The sequence below is a fragment of the Microbacterium sp. oral taxon 186 str. F0373 genome (assembly GCF_000411455.1).
Taxonomy (GTDB): Bacteria; Actinomycetota; Actinomycetes; order Actinomycetales; family Microbacteriaceae; genus Microbacterium.
Genome location: NZ_KE150458.1, coordinates 620,816 through 635,394, shown reverse-complemented (window position 1 = coordinate 635,394; position 14,579 = coordinate 620,816). Strand labels below are relative to the sequence as shown.

Here is a 14,579-nt window from a genome sequence, read left to right as displayed (position 1 = left end):
CTCAGACAAAGCACTTCGCGTTTGTTGTGACGTCGTCGCCAGCGCGGCGGCGAAGAACTTGGAAGGATAGGCACGTGATCATCACCGTCTTCCCCGGGCAGGGGTCGCAGACCCCGGGGTTCCTGACACCCTGGCTCGAGCTCGAGGGCGCCCGCGAGCGGCTCGAGCGCTACGCCGAGGCTGCGCAGGCGGACCTCGTGGCCGCCGGCACCGAGTGGGATGCCGAACGCATCCGTGACACGGCGGTCGCCCAGCCCTTGATCGTGGCGGCGAGCCTGCTCTCCTACGCTGCTCTCCAGGATGCCGCGGGCGCCGCGCCTGCCGGCGTCGCCGGGCATTCGGTCGGCGAGGTCGCTGCCCTGGTCGCCGCTGGCGTCGTCAGTGAGGACGACGGCATGCGTCTGGTCGGGCTGCGTGGTCGGGCCATGGCCGATGCGGCCGCGCGGGAGCAGACCGGAATGAGTGCGATCCTCGGCGGCGACCGCGACGGCGTGCTCGCGCTTCTCGACGAGTTGGAGCTCACCCCCGCCAATCACAACGGCGCCGGCCAGATCGTCGCCGCAGGCGCCCAGGACGCTCTCGCAGAGCTCACCGCTCACCCCGTCGCGGGCAGCCGTGTGATTCCGCTGCAGGTGGCCGGCGCGTTCCACACCTCTTACATGGCACCGGCGGTGGCCACGCTGCGCACGGCGGCCGCGGAGGTCGCGGCATCCGACCCGGCGCTCGCCCTCTGGACGAACCGTGACGGTGCCCGTGTGGCCTCCGGTCGCGAGGCGCTCGACCTGCTCGTCGCGCAGGTCTCCTCTCCCGTCCGCTGGGATCTGTGCATGGAATCCTTCGCGGATGCGGGCGTCACCGGCATCATCGAGCTCGCGCCGGCCGGAACCCTGACCGGACTCGCCAAGCGCGCCCTGCGCGGTGTGCCCACGGTGGCCGTGAAGACACCCGACGACCTCGCGGCAGCCGCCGCCCTGCTGACAGGAGGCGACGCGTGACCGACGCGCCCACCCGACCCACTCTCGTCCAGTCGACGGGACCGGCTCACACCCGCATCTACGCGTACGGCGCGGCCCGCGGCGAGAACGCGGTTCCCAACGACGACCTCGTCGGCCCCATCGACTCCAGCGACGAGTGGATCCGCCAGCGCACCGGCATCATCACGCGGGTGCGAGCCAACGCGGCGACCACGGCGATCGACCTGGCCGCCGATGCCGCCGCCGAGGCGATCGCCGGCGCGGGAATCGACCCGTCGCTCGTCGATGCCGTGATCGTCGCCACGATCTCCAACCCGAAGCAGACGCCCTCGGTATCGGCGATCGTCGCCGACCGCATCGGCGCCAACCCCGCGGCCGCGTACGACCTCAATGCCGCCTGCGCGGGCTTCGCGTACGGTGTCGCCCAGGCGGACGCTCTCATCCGTGCGGGCGCGGCGCACTATGCCGTCGTCGTGGGCGCTGAGAAGCTCAGCGACGTCGTGGACCCCACCGACCGCTCCATCTCCTTCCTGCTCGGTGACGGTGCCGGCGCCGTCGTCGTCGGCCCCAGCGATTTCCCGGGCATCGGACCCACGGTCTGGGGATCTGACGGGTCGAAGGCGGATGCCGTGGGGATGAACCACACGCTCACGGAGTTCCGCGACGGAAAGGCACCCTGGCCGACGCTGCGCCAGGAGGGGCCGACGGTCTTCCGATGGGCCGTGTGGGAAATGGTCAAGGTCGCGCGTCAAGCTCTCGAGGAAGCCGGTGTGCAGCCGTCGGATCTCGCGGCGTTCGTGCCCCACCAGGCCAACATGCGCATCATCGACGAGTTCGCCAAGCAGCTGAAGCTTCCCGACACCGTCGTGATCGGCCGTGACATCGAGACCACCGGCAACACCTCAGCGGCATCCATCCCCCTCGCCACGCACCGCCTGCTCGCCGAGCACCCGGAGCTGTCGGGCGGCCTCGCACTGCAGATCGGTTTCGGCGCGGGACTGGTCTTCGGCGCACAGGTCGTCGTCCTTCCCTGACGGCCCGAGATACCCGGTCGCGGCGGTCGCCGCACCTAGACTGAACGTCGGCCCCGCAGGGCCCGTGACACCCCGATAAACAAGGAGAATCCCATGGCATTCAGCAACGACGAGGTCCTCGCAGGACTCGCCGAGCTCATCACTGACGAGACCGGCATCTCGGCGGACGAGGTCGCGCTGGAGAAGTCGTTCACGGACGACCTCGACATCGACTCGATCTCGATGATGACGATCGTTGTCAACGCCGAGGAGAAGTTCGGCGTGACCATCCCCGACGAAGAGGTCAAGAACCTCAAGACCGTCGGCGACGCCGTCACCTTCATCACCACCAACCAGGCCTGACCTCAGGCCTCGCCACCTGCACCCCGGTGGGGGCCGTCGTGCCCCCACCGGAGCATCCGAGGAGACCATGAGCATTCCCCGAATCGTCGTCACCGGCATCGGCGCATCCAGTCCCATCGGCGGGACCGCGCCGGAGAGCTGGTCCGCGCTGCTGGGTGGCGCATCCGGCGCCCGCACCCTCGAGTACGACTGGGTCGAGCAGTACAACCTGCCCGTCACGTTCGCGGCCCAGGCTGCGGTGCGTCCCGACACCGTGCTCGAGCGTCCGATCGCCAAGCGCCTCGACCCGTCGTCGCAGTTCGCACTCGTCGCGGCGATGGAAGCGTGGGCGGATGCCGGGAGCCCGGAGGTCGACCCGGAGCGGCTCGGCGTCGATTTCGCGACCGGCATCGGCGGCCTCTGGACCCTCCTGGACGCGTGGGACACCCTTCGCGAGAAGGGCCCGCGTCGGGTGCTCCCGATGACGGTTCCGATGCTCATGCCCAACGCTGCGGCGGGCAACCTGTCGCTGCACTTCGGTGCGCGCGCCTATGCGCGCACGGTCGCCAGTGCGTGTGCCTCCAGCACGGAGTCGATCGTCAACGCCATCGAGCACCTGCGTGACGGTCTCGCGGACGTGGTGATCGCGGGAGGCACCGAATCGGTGATCCATCCCGTCACCATCGCGTCCTTCTCCTCGATGCAGGCGTTGTCCAAGCGCAATGACTCCCCCGAGACGGCATCGCGTCCGGGCAGCATCGACCGCGACGGGTTCGTCATGGGCGAGGGCGCCGGTGTGCTGATCCTCGAGACCGAGGAGCACGCCAAGGCGCGCGGCGCGAAGATCTACGCGGTCGTCGTCGGCGGCGGTGTCACGGCCGACTCGTATCACATCACGGCGAACGATCCCGAGGGTACCGGCGCCGCGCGTGCGGTGAACCTCGCGCTGGCCATGGCCGATGCGTCCCCGGATGACGTGACCCACATCAACGCCCACGCCACGTCGACGCCGGTCGGAGATCCGAACGAGTACGTCGCGTTGAAGAGCGTGTTCGGCGACCGCATCGATGAGATCCCGGTCTCGGCGACGAAGGCCTCGACCGGTCATCTCCTCGGCGGCACCGGCGCTCTGGAGGCCATCTTCACGATTCTGGCCATCCGCGATCGCGTCGCGCCCCCGACGATCAACATGACCGAGCAGGACCCCGCTGTCCCGTTCCGTCTCTCGGGTGCGCCGACTCCCCTCGGCGACGGCCCGCAGCTCGCGATCAGCAACTCGTTCGGCTTCGGCGGACACAACGCCGTCGCCGCCTTCGCCTCGGTCTGAGCAACGCGCGCGTGAAGACGCCCCCGCATCCGTGAGGATGGCGGGGGCGTCTTTCGTGTCAGACGGGGATGCGCGGTCTCGGTCTCCGGGAAGCCGTCCGAAGCCGGTACTGGCGCCTCGACCCGTCTGAGGTCGAGGTGGTGGGCCTCAGCCCACCTTGTGCAGCCACACGACGCGAGCGTCGTCGCTGGCGTGGCGGAACGGTTCGAGCTCTTCGTCCCACGTGGAGCCCAGCGCGACCTGCAGCTCGCGCTGGAGGTCGTAGGGGTCACCGGCGGCGATCTCCATCGCGTAGCGGATGCGATCCTCTCCGATCACGACGTTTCCTGCCGCGTCGGTCTGGGCATAGTGGATGCCGAGGTCCGGCGTGTGCATCCACCGCCCGCCGTCCGAGCGTGCACTGGGGTCTTCGCTCACCTCGAACCGCAGGTGCTCCCATCCCCGGATCGCGGTCGCGAGGGCGGCGCCGGTGCCGGCGGGGCCCTCCCAATAGAACTCGGCGCGGCGGCTGCCGGCGAGAACGGGCTGGTCTGCCCATTCGAAGCTCACCGCGCGCCCGAGAGCGCGCCCCACTGCCCACTCGAGGTGGGGGCACAGCGCACGTGGCGCGGAGTGGATGTAGATCACTCCGCGCGCCTGTGGGGTCGACGTGGTCGCCATCGCGATTCTCCGTTTCTTCAGGTACGTCTTCCCCTACGACCTGAGTGTCGGATGCGTGGCGCCTATGTGGTTGTGGGCCCATTATGGCCGATAACGACGCGGAATCACAACCGTGTCATTGGTAGGGCGGGTGGGACTTGAACCCACGATCGTCGGGTTATGAGCCCGCTGCCTTGACCAGCTTGGCCACCGCCCCCTGTCCCCGGAAGTCTAGCGGGGGCGCGGGTCGTCCCGATCGCGCACGGGAGGCTCCGGCCACACCTTCGCGACGGCATCCGTCAGGCGCTGAGACCCGGGAGACACCGCGTCGGTGCTGCCGCGGGTGATCGGAATCTCCTGGCTGTCGCTGATGACCTGAGGGTGGTGACGGGCCAGCTGGAAGACGCCGCTCACGGCCAGCGCGCCTGCGACGACGAAGCCGCCGTACGCCCAGAGGGGGGCACCGTCGGCCTCGCGCAGCACCGCCAGGCCGATGACGATGGCGACGATCGGGTCGATGACGGTCAGGCCGGCGATCACCAGGTCGGGCGGGCCGGACGCGTACGCGGTCTGCACGAAGTAGGCGCCGATCGCGGTGCCGGTCAGCAGTGCGGCGATGCAGACGATCGTGAGCCACTCGAAATCGCCGGTGCGGATGCGGCTGAGCACGACCTTCGCGAGCGTCGCGACGAAGCCGTACATGATGCCGGCGGCGACGATGTAGAACAGGGCGCCGATACGGGTGCGCAGCCACAGCCACAGCGCCGTCAGGACGATGGCGACGCCGGCGAGGATCAGAAGAACGGTGATCAGCTGCCCGTCGCTGATCGGCGTCTCGGTCGCATACAGGGCGGCGATGGTGACGAACACGAAGATGCCGGCGACGCAGAGGCCGATGGCGGTCAGTGAGCGCCGCGTCGGCTTGAGGCCGCTGATTCGGGCGTTGAGCAGCGTCGTGATGACCAACGAGACCGCGCCGAGAGGCTGCACCAGGATGAGGGGGGCGAACGACAGTGCCGTCAGCTGGCACACGATGGCCAGTCCCAGCATCACCGTGCCGGCCACCCATGACGGTCGGCGCAGCAGGTTCCAGATCTGTCCGCCGGTGAGACCGGTGCCGCCGGCGGTGGACGTGAGTCTCTCGACCTTCTGTACGCCGCGGTGCTGATACTGTGCGCCGAAGGACATGAAGATCGCGCCGAGCAGCGCGAGCGGAATGCCGATGAGGATGCCGGGGTCCGCGAAGACGCCGACGAGTTTGTCGGTCACGTCTCCGAGGTCGTTGAGGGCGGCATGCACCCCTCGACACTAACCGCCAGGTGTGCTCGATAGGCTCAGGACGTGGCTGTTCTTCCGATTCGCATCATGGGCGATCCCGTCCTGCACTCCCCCGCCGACCCGGTCTCCGAAATCACCGATGAGATCCGCACACTCGTCGCAGACATGTTCGAGACGATGGATGCCGCCCCCGGCGTCGGTCTCGCGGCCCCCCAGGTAGGGGTGGGCCTGCGCATCTACACGTACAGCTACCAAGACGATGACGGGCAGCCCTGGCGCGGAGTCATCCTCAACCCCGAACTGTGGATGCGTCCGTCGGTGCCCGGGGCACCCGACCCGGACGACGAGTCGGAGGGGTGCCTGTCGTTCCCGGGCGAGCGCTTCGCGTTGCGCCGCTCCGATGAGGTTCTGGTCACCGGCATCGATCTCGACGGTGAGCCGATCCGCATCCAGGTCGATGGCTGGCGCGCGCGCATCATGCAGCACGAGTTCGACCACCTCGACGGCATCCTGTATGTGGACCGCCTGGACGACGGTGACTGGAAGACCGTCCAGAAGATCGCCCGCAAGCGCGGCTGGGGTCGTCCTGGGGCGTCCTGGACGCCAGGAATCGACGATCTCGACGCCTGATCTTCGGTCGGCGCTGCGCGAGCTGTCCAGTCTGAAGCCTCGCGCCGGGCGACGAAAACGGCCCCAGAGTGGAGTCTGGGGCCGTTCGCTCCCCGGCTTGGACTCGAACCAAGAACCTGCCGGTTAACAGCCGGCTGCTCTGCCAATTGAGCTACCGAGGATCAATCACCCGCGAGCGGGCAACCCGTCCATATTAGCAAACGTCGAGGTGTGCTCGTGACACGTGGCACGTTTTCACGAGACCATGCGGGTGCCGCCGTCGGGTGTCCACAGCAGATCCGTCGTGCCGTGCCCGTACCCCACGGGCAGGCCGGCCCGCAGCACCAGCACATCGCCGTCCAACTCGCGCACGGCCTCGGCGTCGTTGGTGACCATCAGGATCGCCATGCCGTCCTCGTCGCGCCGTCGCAGCAGCGCATCGCGCGCGGCTTGTCTTACCTCGACGTCGAGGTTGGCGTACGGGTCGTCGCCGATGAAGACCCGTGGTTGCAGCACGAGTGCGCGCGCGATCGCGACGCGCTGTCGCATCCCTGAGCTCAGCTCGTAGGGGTACCGGGTGGCCGCCCCGAGGGGAAGCTCGAACTCGTCCAACAGCCCGGCGACCCGGACGGCCAAGGCTCGCTGATTGACGCGGCGATCTCGGCTCGTGATCGGCTCGCCGATGACGTCTCCGACGGTCAGCCGTGCCGGAAGCCCGGCTCCTGCGCGCTGCGGGACATACCCGGTGTAGTAGGCGCGCACGCGTGCAGCGCGTCCCCTGCGCTGGATGGCCGTGCCGTCGACCCAGGCGTCGCCGCCGACGACCGCGAGCGAGTCGTCGTCCGCGCCGGCGAGCAGGGCCGCAAGCGTGGACTTGCCTGATCCGGTCGTGCCCATCACCGCCAGCGCGCGGCCCGGGTCGACCCGGAAGCTGACTCCTTCGACGACGCGCACTCCGGCGCGCGCGATCGACAGGTCGTCGCAGCGAAGAGCGGCAGGATTGTCGGTGGGGGCACGACGCGGCATGCGCTCATCCTGCCTGCTCTCGCCCGCGCGCGCCACCGCGCCCGTGCGCGTGCGGCCGCGCCACCCGGTCAGAGCGGAGCCTCGGTCAGAGCGCGCCGGCGCGCATCCAGCTCGCGCAGCGCCAGTCGCACCGCCCGACCCTGCTCCGAATCGGGGGGAAGTCGCTGGATCGTGCCGAGCAACTCGTTCTTTTCCCGGTCGACCGCGCGCAGGCGCAGCTTGCGGGCCAGCCCGCGCGTATAGGCCGCTGCCTCCGCCTCGGTCAGTGCGGGGAAGTCCGCGGTCAGCAGTTCCACGGCGAGCGAGCGATACGGTTCGCGCACGGACTCCACCGCCGTCGACGCCCAGCCGATGCGTCTGCGGTCGCCCTGCGCCAGGAGGGACTGCCGCACCGCGTCGAGGGCGGGAATCTGCATGGGCAGCGCGAGGGCGGCATCCACCTCCTCGCCGTCGACGAGGTGACCGTACTGCAGCACACCCATGAGGGCATCGCGCTCGAGCGTTGCGTCGGCGGTGCGTGGGAGTGTGCGCAGGTTCATCCGGAGTGCGGGTTCGTCGACCACGGGTGTGGGCGCGGTCCCGTCGGAGCTCGAGGAGTTCGCGGACGCGGTCGACGTGGGGCGGTGTGCGTCGCCGTCGCGGCGTGCGCTGTCTCGCGCGGCGCGGTCGACCTCACGGCGGACGTCCTCGGTGTCCATGCCGAGACGGCGGGCCAGCACTCGCGTGTACTCCGGCTGCAGCAGCGGGTCGCGCAGCTCCCCCACGACGGGTGCAGCGGCCCGCAACGCCCCGACGCGACCCTCGACGCTCGCGAGGTCGAACCCCGAAAGACGCTGATCGATGACGAACTCGAACATCGGCACCTTGGTGTCGAGCATGGCACGCACCGCCGCGTCCCCGCGTTCCAACCGCAGATCGCACGGGTCCAATCCCTGGGGACCGGTGGCGACGTAGGTCTGGGCGTTGAACCGTTTGGCGTCGGCGAAGGCGCGAAGCGCCGCTTTCTGGCCCGCGGCATCCGGGTCGAAGGTGAACACGACCTCGCCCGCCGCCGTGTCGTCGCCCATGACGCGGCGCAGCACGGTGATGTGATCCGAGCCGAAGGCGGTGCCACAGGTGGCCACCGCCGTCGTGACGCCGGCGAGATGACACGCCATGACGTCGGTGTAGCCCTCGACGACGACGACGCGGTGCGAGCGCGACACGTCCTTCTTCGCGAGGTCAAGGCCGTAGAGCACCTGCGCCTTCTTGTAGATCGTGGTCTCGGGGGTGTTGAGGTACTTCGGGCCCTTGTCGTCCTCGTACAGGCGTCGTGCGCCGAAGCCGATGGTCTGTCCAGTGACGTCGCGGATGGGCCAGACGACGCGTCCCCGGAAGCGGTCGTACACGCCGCGCTGACCCTGCGACACGAGTCCCGCGGCCGACAGCTCCTCATCGCTGAATCCCTGGGCGCGCATCGCGTCGCGCAGGTGATCCCAGCCCTTCGGCGCGTACCCCACGCCGAAGTGCGCCGCGGCGCCGGCGTCGAATCCGCGCTCACCGAGGAAGCGCCGCCCGGCGTCGGCCTCGGGTGACGAGAGCTGGCCGCGGAACCACTCGGCGGCGGCCGCATTCGCCTGGTACAACCGTGTGCGTCCGCTCGTCTCAGGGGCCGCTCCGCCGTCCTCGTAATGCAGCGTGTATCCGATGCGCGCTGCGAGGCGCTCGACCGCCTCGGTGAAGGAGAGGTGGTCCATCGCCCGCAGGAACGAATAGACGTCGCCCGACTCGCCGCATCCGAAGCAGTGGTAGTAGCCGACCTGCGGTCGCACGTGGAAGCTGGGGCTGCGCTCGTCGTGGAAGGGGCAGAGCCCCTTGAGCGATCCGACACCGGCGGACTTCAGCGCTACCCGCTCGCCGACGATGTCGCCGATGTTGATGCGGGCCTTGACCTCGTCGACGTCCGACTGCCGGATACGCGCCATCAGTGCCCCTCGGCGGGCCAGAGCCCTGCGATGGGCTCCGGCAGGGCGAAGCCGCTGGGGGCGATCGTGCGGCCGTCGCCGGAGCGCAGGCCCAGCTCGCGCAGATCCACGGGCCCGATCAGACGGGCGTGCCATTCGATCGCGAAGCGGTCGGTGAAACTCGCGACCTGGTCGACGATCACGCGCTTGCGCGCGGTGTCGGTGGATGCCGCGGCGAAATCCTCCGCGTGCAGGCGGTCGAGGTGCTCGGGGCGTTCCCACAGCGCCGTTGCGAGACGCTTGAGCACCCGACGCTGCTCCTTGTACAGGCCGCGCCGGCCGTCGATCGTCACGACGAACGCTCCGATGATGCCCTTGAGCACCGCCATCTCGGCCTCGATGACGCGCGGCACGATGACGCGTCCGTGATACCGGGTGAGGACGGGGGCCGAGTAGTGCTCCCGGGTCGCCGTCGTCGCCGCGCGTGCGAAGCGACCGATGAGGTCGGAGGTCAGGTTCTTGAGCCCCGCCAGCGCCGCGCGCGACCCGTCGAAGCCGGGCAGCCACTCGGGAATCCGCGTGAGTCGGTACAGCGCGTCCGCGAGCTCGTCGCGGGTGAATCCGAAGCCCACCCAGGCCTGGATGGCGGTCAGCAGCGCCTCGTGCTCCCGCACGTCCGCGAGCCGCGCGGGATCCAGGTAGCCGTTGAGCACGGCGTCCTCGAAGTCGTGCACCGAGTAGGCGATGTCATCGGAGAGGTCCATGACCTCCGCCTCGATGCAGCGGACGCGACCCGGCGCCCCCTGTCGCATCCAACGGAAGACGGCCTCGTCCTCGGGATAGACGCCGAACTTCTCGCGCCCGCCGGGGTCGGGAACGCCATGCTCGACGGTCCAGGGGTACTTGCACGTCGCGTCGAGGCTCGCACGGGTCAGGTTGAGCCCTGCGCTACGACCCTCGGCGTCGAGCACCTTCGGTTCGAGGCGGGAGAGGATCCGGAGGGTCTGGGCGTTGCCCTCGAACCCTCCGATGTCCTCAGCCCAATCGTTCAGTGCGCGTTCGCCGTTGTGGCCGAACGGCGGATGCCCGATGTCGTGGCTCAGACACGCGGTGTCGACCACGTCCGGCGACAGCTCGAGCGCGATCGCCAGCTCCCGACCGACCTGCGCGACCTCCAGCGAGTGCGTGAGACGGTTACGGGCGAAGTCGGCGGGGCTGGCGGGGCTGAGCACCTGCGTCTTCGCCGCGAGACGGCGCAGGGCCGCGGAATGCAGCACGCGGGCCCGGTCACGGGCGAACCCGTCGCGCTGTGAGCGGTGCCGCTCGGGGATGAAGCGTTCGGCGTCGTGGTCGTCGTATCCGGAGGGGCGGCCCGAGGCGATGCCCACACCGCTCGCGTCACCCGCCACTGGTGTCGACCTCCGCGTCGGCGAGGGCGCGTGCCGCGTCGCCGGTCATCTCGCGGCTCTGCAGCCAGCCGTCGGGCAACGCCGGCCGTTTCGGCGTGCCGGCACGCCCGCGCTGGCCCTCGGCGGCTGCACCGGGGTACGGTGCGTCGAGGTCCAGCGTCGCCAGCAGGTCGTCGATCTCGGCGAGGGTCGACACGGTCGCCAGCTGTGCCCGCGTCTCACCGCCGACCGGATAGCCTTTGAAGTACCAGGCGACGTGCTTGCGGATGTCGCGGCATCCGCGGCCCTCGTCCTCGAAGAACTCGACGAGCAGCTCCGCGTGGCGCCGGAAGGCGGCGGCGACGAAACCGAGTGTCGCGTCCACGGGCGCTGCGGCGGCGGCGGGGCCGCCGAGACCGCGGGCGAGATCGCCGAACAGCCAGGGACGCCCGAGGCAGCCGCGACCGACCACGACGCCGTCGCACCCGGTCTCGGCCATCATCCGCACGGCGTCGTCCGCCGACCAGATGTCGCCGTTGCCGAGCACCGGAATGCCGGTCACAGCCCGCTTGAGCTCGGCGATCGCCGCCCAGTCGGCCTGGCCGGAGTAGAACTCGGCGGCCGTCCGAGCGTGCAACGCCACGGCAGCCACACCGGCATCCTCCGCGATACGCCCTGCGTCGAGGAAGGTCAGGTGGTCGGAATCGATGCCCTTGCGCATCTTCACCGTGAGCGGCACGTCGCCGGCGGCGCGTGCGGCGCGGGTGACGATCTCGCGGAACAGACCCAGCTTCCAGGGCAGTGCCGCTCCCCCACCCTTGCGGGTCACCTTCGGGACGGGACAGCCGAAGTTGAGGTCGATGTGGTCGGCGCGGTCCTCCTCCACGAGCAGGCGGACGGCCGCCTCGGTCGTAGACGGGTCGACGCCGTAGAGCTGGATCGATCGCGGCGTCTCGGACTCGTGGTGCGTGATGAGTCGCATGGTCGTCGCGTTGCGTTCGACGAGAGCGCGCGTCGTGATCATCTCGGACACGTAGAGCCCTGCGCCGTACTCGCGGCAGAGCCGGCGGAACGCCGTATTGGTGATTCCGGCCATCGGCGCGAGGACCACCGGCGCGTCGAGCGCGATGGGACCGATACGCAGCGCGGGGCCGGTGGAGACGGAGAGGGACATCCTGTCCATTCTCCCAGACTCGCGCCGCCGGTGAGGCGATCGGCGGTCGTATCGTGGACAACATGGCCGAGACACAGACTGCGGATGTCCGCGAGATCCCCTACACCGACGCGACGGGCGCTGAGCACACCCTTTCCGAGGTCGGTGATCGCGCCGTCCTCATTGTCAACGTCGCATCGAAGTGCGGTCTGACGCCCCAGTATGAGCAGCTCGAGGAACTGCAGCGCACCTACGGCGAGCGGGGTCTGCAGGTCATCGGGTTCCCCTGCAATCAGTTCATGGGTCAGGAGCCCGGCTCGATGGAGGAGATCCTCGAGTACTGCTCGGTGACCTGGGGCGTGAGCTTCCCGATCATGGACAAGGTCCGCGTGAACGGCTCCCACGCGGCGCCGCTGTACAAGGCGCTCAAGAAGGCCAAGAACGTCGAGGGCGCGAAGGGGCCGGTCATGTGGAACTTCGAGAAGTTCCTCGTGACCCCCTCCGGTGAGGTGCACCGCTTCCGGCCGCAGACCAAACCCGACGCGCCCGAGGTCATCGCCGCGATCGAGGCGAGCCTGCCTGCCTGAGTCCCCGCGTGCGGGCGTTTCGACTCGCTGCGCTCGCTCGACGGCCGGGTGAAACCCGGCGTCAGGCGTCCTGCTTCTCCGTCCACACCTGGCGGGTGATCTGCGCGAACGCATCGGCGGGCTGCGCGCCGCTGACGCCGTACTTGCCGTCGATCACGAAGAACGGCACGCCTTGGATGCCGTAGGCCTGCGCCTGCGCCTGGTCGGCGCGCACATCGGCGAGATGCCGGCTCGACTCGAGGGCATCGCGCACCTGATCGGCGTCGAAGCCGACCTCGGCGGCGAGGGCGACGAGATCGTCGATGCGCCCGACGTGCTTGCCCTCGGTGAAGTAGGCCGACATGAGCCGCTCGGCCATCTCGTTCTGACGGCCCTGTGCCTTCGCGAAGTGCAGCAGTTCGTGGGCCTTCACCGTGTTGGTGTGCTGCAGCAGGTCGAAGCGGTACTCCAGCCCCGACCCGGCGGCCACACCGGTGACCTGGTCGAGCATCTCGCGAACGCGCTCCCGCGGCATCCCCTTGTGCCCGGCGAGGAAGTCCAGCTCATCGCCCTCGAAGTCGACCGGTGTGTCCGGCGAAAGCTCGAAGGAGTGGAAGGTCACTTCGACCTGCGGGGCGTCGGGGTCGGCCGCCGTCTGTGCGAGGCCGGCCTCGAGGTTGCGCTTGCCGATGTAGCACCACGGGCAGGCGATGTCACTCCACACGTCGATTGTGATCTTGTCTGTCATGTCGGGTGCAACCTCTCTCGTGCGCGGGTCTATTCCGCGGAATCGGCCGTCGGCGCGTCGACGGCTCCTCCGAAGCGACGGCTGCGCCCGAGGTACAGCTCGATCGCGCCCCAGAGGTCGGTGCGCGAGAAGTCGGGCCACAGCGTGTCGAGGAACACCATCTCCGCGTAGGCGGACTCCCACAGCAGGAAGTTGGAGGTGCGCTGCTCGCCGCTGGAACGCAGGAAGAGGTCGACGTCGGGCATGTCCGGAACGTAGAGATGCCTGCGCAGCGTCTTCTCCGTGATCGCCGACGGCTTCAACCGCCCGGCGGCGATCTGCTCGCCCATCGCCCGCATCGCGTCGACGATCTCGTGACGGCCGCCGTAGTTGATGCACATCGTCAGGGTGAGCGTGTCGTTGCCGGCGGTGAGCTGCTCGGCGTACTGCAGTTCCTTGATGACCGATCCCCACAGGCGCGGCTTGCGTCCGGCCCACCGGATGCGGACGTCCCATTCGTTGAGCTGGTCGCGGCGGCGGTGCAGTACGTCGCGGTTGTAGCCCATGAGGAAGCGCACCTCCTCGGGCGAGCGGGCCCAGTTCTCGGTCGAGAAGGCGTAGACGCTGAGGTGTTTCACGCCCGCCTGGATCGCGCCGGCGACGACGTCCAGAAGCACTTCCTCCCCCGCCCGGTGTCCTTCGATTCGTGTGAGTCCCCGGCGGTTCGCCCACCGGCCGTTGCCGTCCATGACGATGGCGACATGATTCGGGACCCCACCCTTCGGGAAGCGCGGCGGATGGATGCCGGTCCAATCGAGGGCGCGGTACGGCACGGCATCGCGGTGTGTGTAGGGCTTGGGGCTCAACGGGTGCTCTCCACGTGGGACAGGGATCGGATGCCGCGCTCGAGGTGCCACTGCGCGTAGGCGGCGACCAGGCCGGATGCCGAGGCGGTGGCGGCGTGGGTCGCGGCATCCACGACATCCCATTCTCCCGCGATCAGCGCGCGCAGCAGCGCACCGGTCTCGGGTCGCAGCCGTGCGGAGCCGGCCGGGGCGCAGTCGCCGCACACCACGCCGCCGAGCTGCGCCACGAACCAGTCGTGCGGGCCGGCGGCCCCGCACCGGGCGCAGTCGAACAGCGCCGGGGCCCAGCCCGACAGCGACATCGCCCGCAGGAGGTACGAGTCGAGCACGGAACGAGACGCCCGGCCACCCTGGGCCAGGGTGCGCAGCCCTCCCACCAGAAGCAGGTACTGCTGGGGGGTGGCTTCGGCTTCGTTCAGCCGGTCGGCGGTCTCGACCATGGCATGCGCGGCGGTGTAGAGGTCGTAGTCGGCCACGATCGCGGCGCCGTAGGAGCCGAGCGACTCGGCCTGCTGCACGATGTCGAGCGAGCGGCCCTGGTAGAGCTGGACGTCGGCGACCATGAACGGCTCGAGGCGGGCTCCGAACTTCGACGATGTGCGGCGCACGCCCTTCGCGACAGCACGCACCTTGCCGTGGCGACGGCTGAGCATCGTCACGATGCGGTCCGCTTCGCCCAGCTTGTGGGTCCGCAGGACCACGACCTCGTCGCGGTAGGTGGGCACTCC

At 69.5% G+C, this 14,579-nt stretch carries 15 protein-coding genes and 2 tRNA genes; 6 read left to right on the top strand and 11 right to left on the bottom strand.

The window, feature by feature from the left end; genetic code table 11:
• Positions 1-74: 74 nt before the first annotated feature.
• From HMPREF1529_RS13160 to HMPREF1529_RS13145, 4 genes are all read left to right on the top strand, one after another.
• A complete protein-coding gene (locus tag HMPREF1529_RS13160; RefSeq protein WP_005049451.1) occupies positions 75-995 on the top strand; it encodes an ACP S-malonyltransferase in 921 nt (306 codons plus the stop codon).
• Positions 992-2,008, top strand: coding sequence for a beta-ketoacyl-ACP synthase III (locus HMPREF1529_RS13155; protein ID WP_016465163.1), 1,017 nt, complete (start codon positions 992-994; stop codon positions 2,006-2,008). Before HMPREF1529_RS13160 ends, HMPREF1529_RS13155 begins: the two co-directional genes overlap by 4 nt.
• 93 nt (positions 2,009-2,101) lie before the next feature.
• On the top strand, positions 2,102-2,350 hold the full coding sequence (locus HMPREF1529_RS13150; RefSeq protein ID WP_005049448.1) for an acyl carrier protein: 249 nt from the start codon (positions 2,102-2,104) through the stop codon (positions 2,348-2,350).
• Positions 2,351-2,417: 67 nt separating this feature from the next.
• Entirely contained in the window at positions 2,418-3,656 is a 1,239-nt protein-coding gene (locus HMPREF1529_RS13145; protein WP_005049447.1) for a beta-ketoacyl-[acyl-carrier-protein] synthase family protein, read from the top strand.
• 147 nt (positions 3,657-3,803) lie between these two features.
• Here HMPREF1529_RS13145 and HMPREF1529_RS13140 read toward each other — a convergent pair whose 3' ends face one another.
• The 3 genes from HMPREF1529_RS13140 to HMPREF1529_RS13130 all read right to left on the bottom strand — a co-directional run bounded on the left by HMPREF1529_RS13140 (position 3,804) and on the right by HMPREF1529_RS13130 (position 5,594).
• Positions 3,804-4,316 (bottom strand): DUF3145 domain-containing protein, encoded by a 513-nt coding sequence (locus tag HMPREF1529_RS13140; RefSeq protein WP_016465162.1) that lies wholly within the window; start codon positions 4,314-4,316, stop codon positions 3,804-3,806.
• Positions 4,317-4,435: 119 nt separating this feature from the next.
• A tRNA-Ile gene (locus tag HMPREF1529_RS13135) sits at positions 4,436-4,512 on the bottom strand.
• 14 nt (positions 4,513-4,526) lie between these two features.
• The gene (locus HMPREF1529_RS13130; RefSeq protein ID WP_016465161.1) at positions 4,527-5,594 is read right to left on the bottom strand and encodes a DMT family transporter; all 1,068 of its coding nucleotides are present in this window, start codon (positions 5,592-5,594) and stop codon (positions 4,527-4,529) included.
• A 42-nt stretch (positions 5,595-5,636) separates the two neighbouring features.
• Between HMPREF1529_RS13130 and def the strand changes: the two genes are divergently transcribed.
• Entirely contained in the window at positions 5,637-6,203 is a 567-nt protein-coding gene (def, locus tag HMPREF1529_RS13125; protein WP_081767948.1) for a peptide deformylase, read from the top strand.
• 88 nt (positions 6,204-6,291) lie between these two features.
• Here the strand turns inward: def and HMPREF1529_RS13120 are convergent.
• The 5 genes from HMPREF1529_RS13120 to dusB all read right to left on the bottom strand — a co-directional run bounded on the left by HMPREF1529_RS13120 (position 6,292) and on the right by dusB (position 11,713).
• Positions 6,292-6,364: transfer RNA gene (locus HMPREF1529_RS13120), tRNA-Asn, on the bottom strand.
• Between the two features lie 73 nt (positions 6,365-6,437).
• Positions 6,438-7,208, bottom strand: a complete 771-nt coding sequence (locus HMPREF1529_RS13115; RefSeq protein ID WP_016465159.1) for an ATP-binding cassette domain-containing protein — start codon at positions 7,206-7,208, stop codon at positions 6,438-6,440.
• Between the two features lie 68 nt (positions 7,209-7,276).
• Positions 7,277-9,172 carry a DNA primase gene (gene dnaG / locus HMPREF1529_RS13110; RefSeq protein WP_016465158.1) on the bottom strand — a complete coding sequence of 632 codons (1,896 nt, stop codon included), beginning with the start codon at positions 9,170-9,172 and terminating at the stop codon, positions 7,277-7,279.
• Entirely contained in the window at positions 9,172-10,560 is a 1,389-nt protein-coding gene (locus HMPREF1529_RS13105) for a deoxyguanosinetriphosphate triphosphohydrolase (RefSeq protein ID WP_016465157.1), read from the bottom strand. The genes dnaG and HMPREF1529_RS13105 overlap by 1 nt, the downstream gene beginning before the upstream one ends.
• Positions 10,550-11,713, bottom strand: a complete 1,164-nt coding sequence (dusB, locus tag HMPREF1529_RS13100; protein ID WP_016465156.1) for a tRNA dihydrouridine synthase DusB — start codon at positions 11,711-11,713, stop codon at positions 10,550-10,552. Before dusB ends, HMPREF1529_RS13105 begins: the two co-directional genes overlap by 11 nt.
• 62 nt (positions 11,714-11,775) lie before the next feature.
• Between dusB and HMPREF1529_RS13095 the strand changes: the two genes are divergently transcribed.
• Complete coding sequence (locus tag HMPREF1529_RS13095; protein WP_016465155.1) at positions 11,776-12,279, top strand: glutathione peroxidase; 504 nt, start codon at positions 11,776-11,778, stop codon at positions 12,277-12,279.
• A gap of 61 nt (positions 12,280-12,340) precedes the next feature.
• On the opposite strand, the gene HMPREF1529_RS13090 is transcribed toward HMPREF1529_RS13095, so the two are convergent.
• Genes HMPREF1529_RS13090 through recO form a run of 3 tightly spaced genes read right to left on the bottom strand, consistent with a single transcriptional unit; the run spans position 12,341 to position 14,576 of the window.
• Entirely contained in the window at positions 12,341-13,006 is a 666-nt protein-coding gene (locus HMPREF1529_RS13090) for a DsbA family oxidoreductase (protein WP_016465154.1), read from the bottom strand.
• 29 nt (positions 13,007-13,035) lie between these two features.
• Entirely contained in the window at positions 13,036-13,851 is an 816-nt protein-coding gene (locus HMPREF1529_RS13085) for an isoprenyl transferase (protein WP_016465153.1), read from the bottom strand.
• A complete protein-coding gene (recO, locus tag HMPREF1529_RS13080; protein ID WP_016465152.1) occupies positions 13,848-14,576 on the bottom strand; it encodes a DNA repair protein RecO in 729 nt (242 codons plus the stop codon). Before recO ends, HMPREF1529_RS13085 begins: the two co-directional genes overlap by 4 nt.
• Positions 14,577-14,579: the final 3 nt, after the last annotated feature.

Bases quoted from the DNA above. Each gene is read 5' to 3' on its own strand.
- HMPREF1529_RS13150 (WP_005049448.1), top strand. From the start codon at position 2,102: ATGGCATTCAGCAACGACGAGGTCCTCGCAGGACTCGCCGAGCTCATC.
- HMPREF1529_RS13145 (WP_005049447.1), top strand. From the start codon at position 2,418: ATGAGCATTCCCCGAATCGTCGTCACCGGCATCGGCGCATCCAGTCCC.
- HMPREF1529_RS13140 (WP_016465162.1), bottom strand. From the start codon at position 4,316: ATGGCGACCACGTCGACCCCACAGGCGCGCGGAGTGATCTACATCCAC.
- HMPREF1529_RS13115 (WP_016465159.1), bottom strand. From the start codon at position 7,208: ATGCCGCGTCGTGCCCCCACCGACAATCCTGCCGCTCTTCGCTGCGAC.
- dnaG (WP_016465158.1), bottom strand. From the start codon at position 9,172: ATGGCGCGTATCCGGCAGTCGGACGTCGACGAGGTCAAGGCCCGCATC.
- dusB (WP_016465156.1), bottom strand. From the start codon at position 11,713: ATGTCCCTCTCCGTCTCCACCGGCCCCGCGCTGCGTATCGGTCCCATC.
- HMPREF1529_RS13095 (WP_016465155.1), top strand. From the start codon at position 11,776: ATGGCCGAGACACAGACTGCGGATGTCCGCGAGATCCCCTACACCGAC.
- HMPREF1529_RS13090 (WP_016465154.1), bottom strand. From the start codon at position 13,006: ATGACAGACAAGATCACAATCGACGTGTGGAGTGACATCGCCTGCCCG.